General features: G+C 72.1%; 6 protein-coding genes. 4 read left to right on the plus strand and 2 right to left on the minus strand.

Going from position 1 to position 6,193, the window contains the following annotated elements; translation table 11 throughout:
- Positions 1–87 precede the first annotated feature (87 nt).
- The 3 genes from AB8Z36_RS27865 (at position 88) to AB8Z36_RS27875 (ending at position 3,947) form a co-directional block, all read left to right on the plus strand.
- Complete coding sequence (locus AB8Z36_RS27865) at positions 88–2,025, plus strand: RiPP maturation radical SAM C-methyltransferase (protein ID WP_369216143.1); 1,938 nt, start codon at positions 88–90, stop codon at positions 2,023–2,025.
- Positions 2,026–2,052: 27 nt separating this feature from the next.
- Complete coding sequence (locus AB8Z36_RS27870) at positions 2,053–2,706, plus strand: DUF5825 family protein (protein ID WP_369216144.1); 654 nt, start codon at positions 2,053–2,055, stop codon at positions 2,704–2,706.
- A 146-nt stretch (positions 2,707–2,852) separates the two neighbouring features.
- A complete protein-coding gene (locus tag AB8Z36_RS27875; protein WP_369216145.1) occupies positions 2,853–3,947 on the plus strand; it encodes a winged helix DNA-binding domain-containing protein in 1,095 nt (364 codons plus the stop codon).
- 23 nt (positions 3,948–3,970) lie between these two features.
- Here the strand turns inward: AB8Z36_RS27875 and AB8Z36_RS27880 are convergent, their stop codons facing one another.
- Positions 3,971–4,624, minus strand: coding sequence for a hypothetical protein (locus AB8Z36_RS27880; protein WP_369216146.1), 654 nt, complete (start codon positions 4,622–4,624; stop codon positions 3,971–3,973).
- Between the two features lie 54 nt (positions 4,625–4,678).
- Positions 4,679–5,551 (minus strand): ion transporter, encoded by an 873-nt coding sequence (locus AB8Z36_RS27885; RefSeq protein ID WP_369216147.1) that lies wholly within the window; start codon positions 5,549–5,551, stop codon positions 4,679–4,681.
- Positions 5,552–5,703: 152 nt separating this feature from the next.
- Between AB8Z36_RS27885 and AB8Z36_RS27890 the strand changes: the two genes are divergently transcribed.
- Positions 5,704–6,156: a hypothetical protein gene (locus AB8Z36_RS27890; RefSeq protein ID WP_369216148.1), complete on the plus strand. Its 453-nt coding sequence runs from the start codon at positions 5,704–5,706 to the stop codon at positions 6,154–6,156.
- The last annotated feature ends 37 nt before the right edge of the window (positions 6,157–6,193 follow it).

The raw sequence follows: 6,193 nt of genomic DNA on the forward strand, positions 1-6,193 counted from the left end.
CTACGAGTACTACGCCCTCTCCTCGTACTTCATGGGCGGGGGACCACGCCCCCTACCCACAGCCCCTGCCGCAGGAGGAGAGCGCCCGTGCGCGTACTGCTGGTCAACATGCCCTGGTCGCCCATCGACCTGCCGTCGCTGGCCCTGGGCATCCTCAAACGCAGCGTGGACGAGCGCGTCCCCGGCGCCACCGCCGACGTGCTGCACGCCAACCTCATGTTCACCGACTGGATCACCGAGCGCACCGAGTTCACCGGTGACGACTACGAGTACTACGCCCTCTCCTCGTACTTCATGGGCTGCGGCGACTGGGTCTTCTCCTCCGCCCTCTACGACGACCCCGAGTGGCGCGAGGAGGAGTTCACCACCACGATGACCGGGAAGCTGAAGTCCGCGCGCATGCGGATGACGCGCGAGCTGCACCGGATCGTCCCCGAGTTCGTCGAGAGCATCGCCCAGCAGATCGTGGCGGACGGGCCCGACGTCGTCGGCTTCACCTCCACCTTCCAGCAGAACACCGCCGCGCTCGCCGCCGCCCGCCGCGTCAAGGAACTCGCCCCGCACATCGTCACCGTCATGGGCGGCGCCAACTGCGACGGCGAACAGGGCGCCACCGTGCACCGCAACTTCCCCTTCGTCGACCACGTCGTGCGCGGCGAGGGCGAGGCCGCCTTCCCCGCCCTGCTCACCGCGCTCACGCAAGGGACACCGCTGGACGACATCTCCGGACTGTGCCACCGCGATGCCACCGGGCGAAGCGTCGCCAACGCCATGGCCACCCGGCCGCTGCCGCCCGCCGCGATCCTGCCGCCCGACTACAGCGGCTACTTCGAACGCCTCGCCGCCTCCGTGGCCCGCAACTGGGTGGAGCCCAAACTCGTCGTCGAGGGCGCGCGCGGCTGCTGGTGGGGCGAGAAGCACCACTGCACCTTCTGCGGGCTCAACGGCTCGTTCATGGAGTTCCGCTCCAAGAGCCCGGACACCTTCTACGAAGAGATCATGGACCTGGCCCGCCGCCACCGCGTTCTGGACATGTACGTCGTCGACAACATCCTCGACATGCGCTACCTCACCACCGTGCTGCCCCGCATCATCGACAGCGGCTACGACCTGCGCCTGCACATCGAGATCAAGGCCAACATGAAGCGCGGCCAGCTCCGCACCCTCGCCGACGCCGGACTCATCTACGTACAGCCCGGCATCGAGAGCCTCAACAGCCGGGTCCTCGACCTGATGGACAAGGGCGTGAGCGGCTGCCAGAACGTCCGCATGCTGCGCGACGGCGCCGAGACCGGCCTCTCCGTCGCCTGGAACTACCTGCACGGCTTCCCCGGCGAGAGCGCCGAGGACTACGACCCCGTCATCGCCCAGATACCGGCCCTGGAACACCTCGACCCGCCGGTCGACCTCTCCGCCCGTATCGCCATCGAACGCTTCAGCCCCTACTTCGAGCGCCCCGAACTGGGCTTCACCGGACTGCGCCCCGAGGCCCACTACCGGTTCACCTACGACCTGCCCGAAGAAGAGCTGTACGGCATGGCCTACGTCTTCGAGGCGCCCGCCCGCGGCATCGGCGAACCCACCGTCGGCGCGCTCAACAGCGCCCTCGCCGACTGGAAGAAGCACCACACCGACGCGCGCCTGACCCACGACGACCACGGCGACCGCATCGTCCTGGTCAGCCGCCGCCGCACCTTCGACTGGCGCGCCATGGAACTGACCGACCCCTTCGAACTGACCCTCTTCCGCCTCCTCGACCAGCCCCACAGCGTCCAGGCACTGACGCGCAAGGCAGCGGCCCGGGTCACCGGCACCGCCCGCACCGAGGCCGACGTCCAAGAGCTCCTGGACTCCTGGCTCACCCTCGGCATCGTCTTCGCCGACGCGGGCCAGTACGTGCACATCGCCCCGGCCGCGGTCAACGAGGACCTGCTGCGCCTCGACTTCATGCGGCACATCCACGCCGAGGACACCGTCGCCGCGTCCGCCGCCGAGGACGGTGCCGCCGTCCCCGAACCGGCCTGATCCCCCGCCCACGTCCGAAGGAGCCCGATGACCGCCACCCTCACCACGCCCACGCTCCTGGCCTGGCGCGACTACGACCCCGCCGCCTGCGAGCTGCCGGGGATGTCCCTGGGCGAGGTGCCGCTGCCCGGACCGGCCCGCGGCCAGGCCGAACGCCTGTGGGACCTGGGCGCCCGCAGGGTCCGCCTGCCCGCCCCCGTGGACCTCGCCGACACCGTGGACCCGGCCGCCGCGCTGTACGGCCTCTCCCTCGTACGGGATCTGACCGCGCGGGCGGTCATGGTCGAGTGGGAGCTGCGGCTCGCCCCGGACGCGGGCGAGAGCTGGCGCGTCCTCAGCCACCTCCAGCCGCCCACCGCGCTCCTCGGCCCGGCCGACGCCGAGGAGTCACTGCGCCTCTGGCGGCGCGGCCACTACCTGTGCAAGTGCCTGTGGCGCAAAGGGCCCGGCTTCATCCAGATCCGCGACCGCCGCTGGGGCGAGCTGCGCCGTTTCACCGCCGACGAACCGGAGTACGAGACGGCCATCGGCCACCTCGACTACGGCACCCCGGCCGACACCGTCCCCCCGGCCGTCCTGGACGACTTCCGCAGCGAACAGCTCGTCCTGGACATCGGCTCCCACGCCTGGTGGCTCCCGTACCGCGTCAGCAGGTGGCTCCAGCAGTCCATCGCGATCTGAGCGGGCCCGGACCTGACGTGGCGGACAGAAGCTGACCGCAATCCCTGGAATCGTGGCCCCCGACCCAGCGGCGGTGCGTCGCAGACCCTCCGCGACGCTCCGCCGTGCGCTGAGCCGAGCCGACAGAGATTTCCAGGAGCAGCCCGATGACCGTCCTCGACGCCCGCGCCCTCGGCCGTGCCACCCTCGCCAGGCAACTGCTTCTCGACCGCGCCGACATGCCGGTCCTGGACGCCGTCGCGCACCTGTGCGGGCTCCAGGCGCAGGAACCGCAGGAGCCCTTCGTCGGACTGTGGTCGAGGCTGCGCGGCTTCGCGCCGGGCAGCCTCGACGACCTCGTCGTCGGGCGGCAGGCGGTACGTACGCACCTCATGCGCCGCACCGTCCACCTCGTCACCGCGGAGGACACCCTGGCCTGGCGGGCCCGGCACGACGCGATGCTGCGCCAGCGGGTGCTCGGCGTCTACCGCTCCGACCTCGCCGGCATCGACCTCGACGAGCTGGCCGCCGCGGGCCGCGCGGTCCTCGCCGACGGCGAGCCGCGCTCCATGGCCGAACTCACGCGGGCGCTCGCCGACCGCTGGCCCGCCGCGGCGCCGCGCGCCCTGGGCGAGATGCTCATCGCGGGGCTCGTGCCCATGGCGCAGATGCCGCCGCGCGGCCTGTGGCGCACCAGGGCCGGGGTGCGCAACCTCCCCCTCGCCACCTGGCTCGGCCGCGACCCCGACCCGCTCACCCCGGACGGTTCCGACCCGGTCGGCCAGGCCCTGGCGCGCCGCTACCTGGCCGCCTTCGGCCCCGCCGCCACCGCCGACCTGCGCGCCTGGAGCGGCCTCGCCGGACTGCCGGCCGCGATCGCCGCCCTCCGCCCGGAACTGGTCTCCTTCCGCGACGAGCGCGGGCGCGAACTGCTCGACCTCCCCGACGCACCGCGCCCGGCCGCCGACACCCCGGCCCCGGTGCGCTTCCTGCCCGCCTTCGACAACGCGATCCTCGGCTACGACGACCGCACCCGCCTCATCGACGACGCCCACCGTGGCCTCTCCGTCGCCGGGGAGCGGGTGGCCCTGGTCGACGGCCGGGTGGCCGCCACCTGGACCGTGCGGGAGGACACCGTCGTGGTGACGCCCCTGCGGCGCTTCTCCCGGGCGGAGCGCGAGGAGGTCGCGGAGGAGGGGCGCCGGATGGCGGCGTTCCTCTCGGACAAGGCGAGCGAGCGGGTACGGGTCGAGTCCCTCTGACGGGCGGTCACCGGCCGGTGTCATCAACGGGGTGACGTGGAAGTTCGTGCGCCAGCACGGTTGCGTCGGCTCCTGCGGACCCTCTTGGCGTCCGACTCCGCGTCCGAGAGCCGCCGCGTCCCCGCGTAGCCCAGCGCCGCCGGGGTGAGGACGGACAGGCCGCCGGTGGCCCACAGGCTGATGGGTTCGAGGCCGCGGTCGTCCGTGGCCTCGACCCAGGAGGCCATGCCGCCGAGCGGGTCCTTGTAGAGGACGACGTGCTGCTTCGGCTTGAACTGCCCATAGCAGTTCTCCGTGTTGCCCAGGTCCTGTACCGCGCCCGAGGTGTCGACCACCCGGCAGATGTCCAGCTCCGTACCCTTGGCGTTGGTGTGCTGCCCGGTGTCGACGACGACTGCGTCGACCCGCTCGCCGAACCGTTTGAGGCAGCCCTCGTGCAGGGTGCTCGCCCCGAAGAGCCCGAGCGCCATGGTGGTACCGGTCGCGACGACCGCGGCACCCGCCCGGTGCCATACGCCCCCGGCCACGATGGCGGCGGCAGCGGCGGCTGCCAGTGTGCAGACGATGCCGATCCACATCCAGGTGTACAGGCCGAGCAGGGTGCCCGCCAGGGTCACCACGGGGACCGACGCCGACCACAGCAGGGTGTTCGTCCCGGTCGTCCCTGTCGTCCTCACTGCGTTCCCCCTTGACTGGCATGACTGCCGACGCACGCGCTCCGACCGGGAACCCTACGGGGTGAGGCTCTCCTCCAGTTCGTCCAGGGCGCGCCGCGCCGCCGCGATGCGGGCGCGCACCTGGTCGGCGGGGTCGGCGCCGGGCTCGGCGGGATCCGCGGGGTCGTGCGTGGCGGCGTCCCGCTCCATGTCCCTGGCCTCGTCGAGGGAGGTGATCACGACACCGATGAGGACGTTGACCAGGACGAAGGAGGCGAGCAGGACGTAGGAGGCGTAGTAGACGATGCTCCAGCGGGAGATCTCAAGGCCCGCGCGGACCGCGTCGCCCAGACCGTCCAGGGTCATCAGGAGGAAGAGCGTGAGGATGGCGCGGCCGATGGAACCGAAGTGCTCGGGGTCCTCGTCGGCGAAGAAGACCCAGCCCACCATCGCGTACACGTACAGCAGCAGTGCGCCCACGAACAGGAAGCTCACCGTGCCGGGCAGGCTGCGGCCCACCGCCACCAGGACGATGCGCAGTTGCGGCAGGAAGCGTGCGGTACGCAGCACGCGGGCCAGCCGCAGCAGCCGCAGTACGGTCGCGTTCTCGCGTACGACGGGCAGGAACGCGCAGAGGACCACGGCGAGGTCGAAGAGGTTCCACGGGTCGCGGAAGAAGTCCCGCGGGCGGTCGGCGTGCGCGGCGGCGCGCAGGAGTATCTCCAGCGTGAACAGGGCCAGGAACCCGTGCTCCACGAGCTTGAGTTGCTCGTGCCAGCGGTGCACGACGCCCACGTAGGTCTCGACGCCGAGGACCGCGGCGTTGGAGAGGATGAGCGCGAACACCGCGACGGCGAACCATCGGGCGGTGGTGATCGCCCGGCAGCGTTCGGCCAGGACGCGGCGGGCCGCGCGCGTGCCTAAGTGCGTGGTCTCTCCATCAGCCATCGCGCGTATCCGAGTTCTCTTCGTGCAGTGCGGGGAGCGCAGTGCGGGGGCGGCGGGACGGAAGATGATCTTAGTCGGCGGCGGCGCGGGTTTCGGCCAGTGCGAGGCCGCGCCGATGTGACCTTGAGTGGCCGGGCGAGTACGGTGTGCTCGTGATCAGGTCGTGGATCGGTGAGGCTCCCACGGGCCGGACGGGGCACGGGGCCCTGCTGTTCGGCCTCGTGCTGCTGCTCGCGGCCCACCTGGCGGGCGGCGTGCACGGCGCCACGTTCACCGGCCCGCACACGACGATCGCGGCCGCCGTCTGCTCGGGTGAGGGCCATCCCGGCACCGGCGAAGGCGCCCACCGGCCCGGCGCCGCGGACGGCACTCAGCGCTCGCCCGGGCACGACTACCGCGCCGACAGTCACTTCGACCACAGTGTGGACCGGCCGCGCGCCGACTCCGGTGACACGGCTGCCGCGCTGGACGACAGCGGCACCGTGCACGGGGCGCGGGACGCCGCCGCGTTCGGGCGTCCGTGCGGGGGAGACCACCGCGAGGGCGGGCCGTGTGCCCCCGGCGGTCGGTCCGCTCTGGCGCTGCACTGCGTCTGGCGGCAGTAGGAGCCCTCGCACGAGCCCCGTCGGGTCCCCCCAGGAC

This window comes from Streptomyces flavofungini, assembly GCF_041028215.1.
In the GTDB taxonomy this organism is placed as follows: Bacteria; Actinomycetota; Actinomycetes; order Streptomycetales; family Streptomycetaceae; genus Streptomyces; species Streptomyces flavofungini_B.

Coding starts and splice junctions, on each gene's coding strand:
- AB8Z36_RS27875 (WP_369216145.1), top strand. CDS start 2,853: ATGACCGTCCTCGACGCCCGCGCCCTCGGCCGTGCCACCCTCGCCAGG.
- AB8Z36_RS27870 (WP_369216144.1), top strand. CDS start 2,053: ATGACCGCCACCCTCACCACGCCCACGCTCCTGGCCTGGCGCGACTAC.
- AB8Z36_RS27885 (WP_369216147.1), bottom strand. CDS start 5,551: ATGGCTGATGGAGAGACCACGCACTTAGGCACGCGCGCGGCCCGCCGC.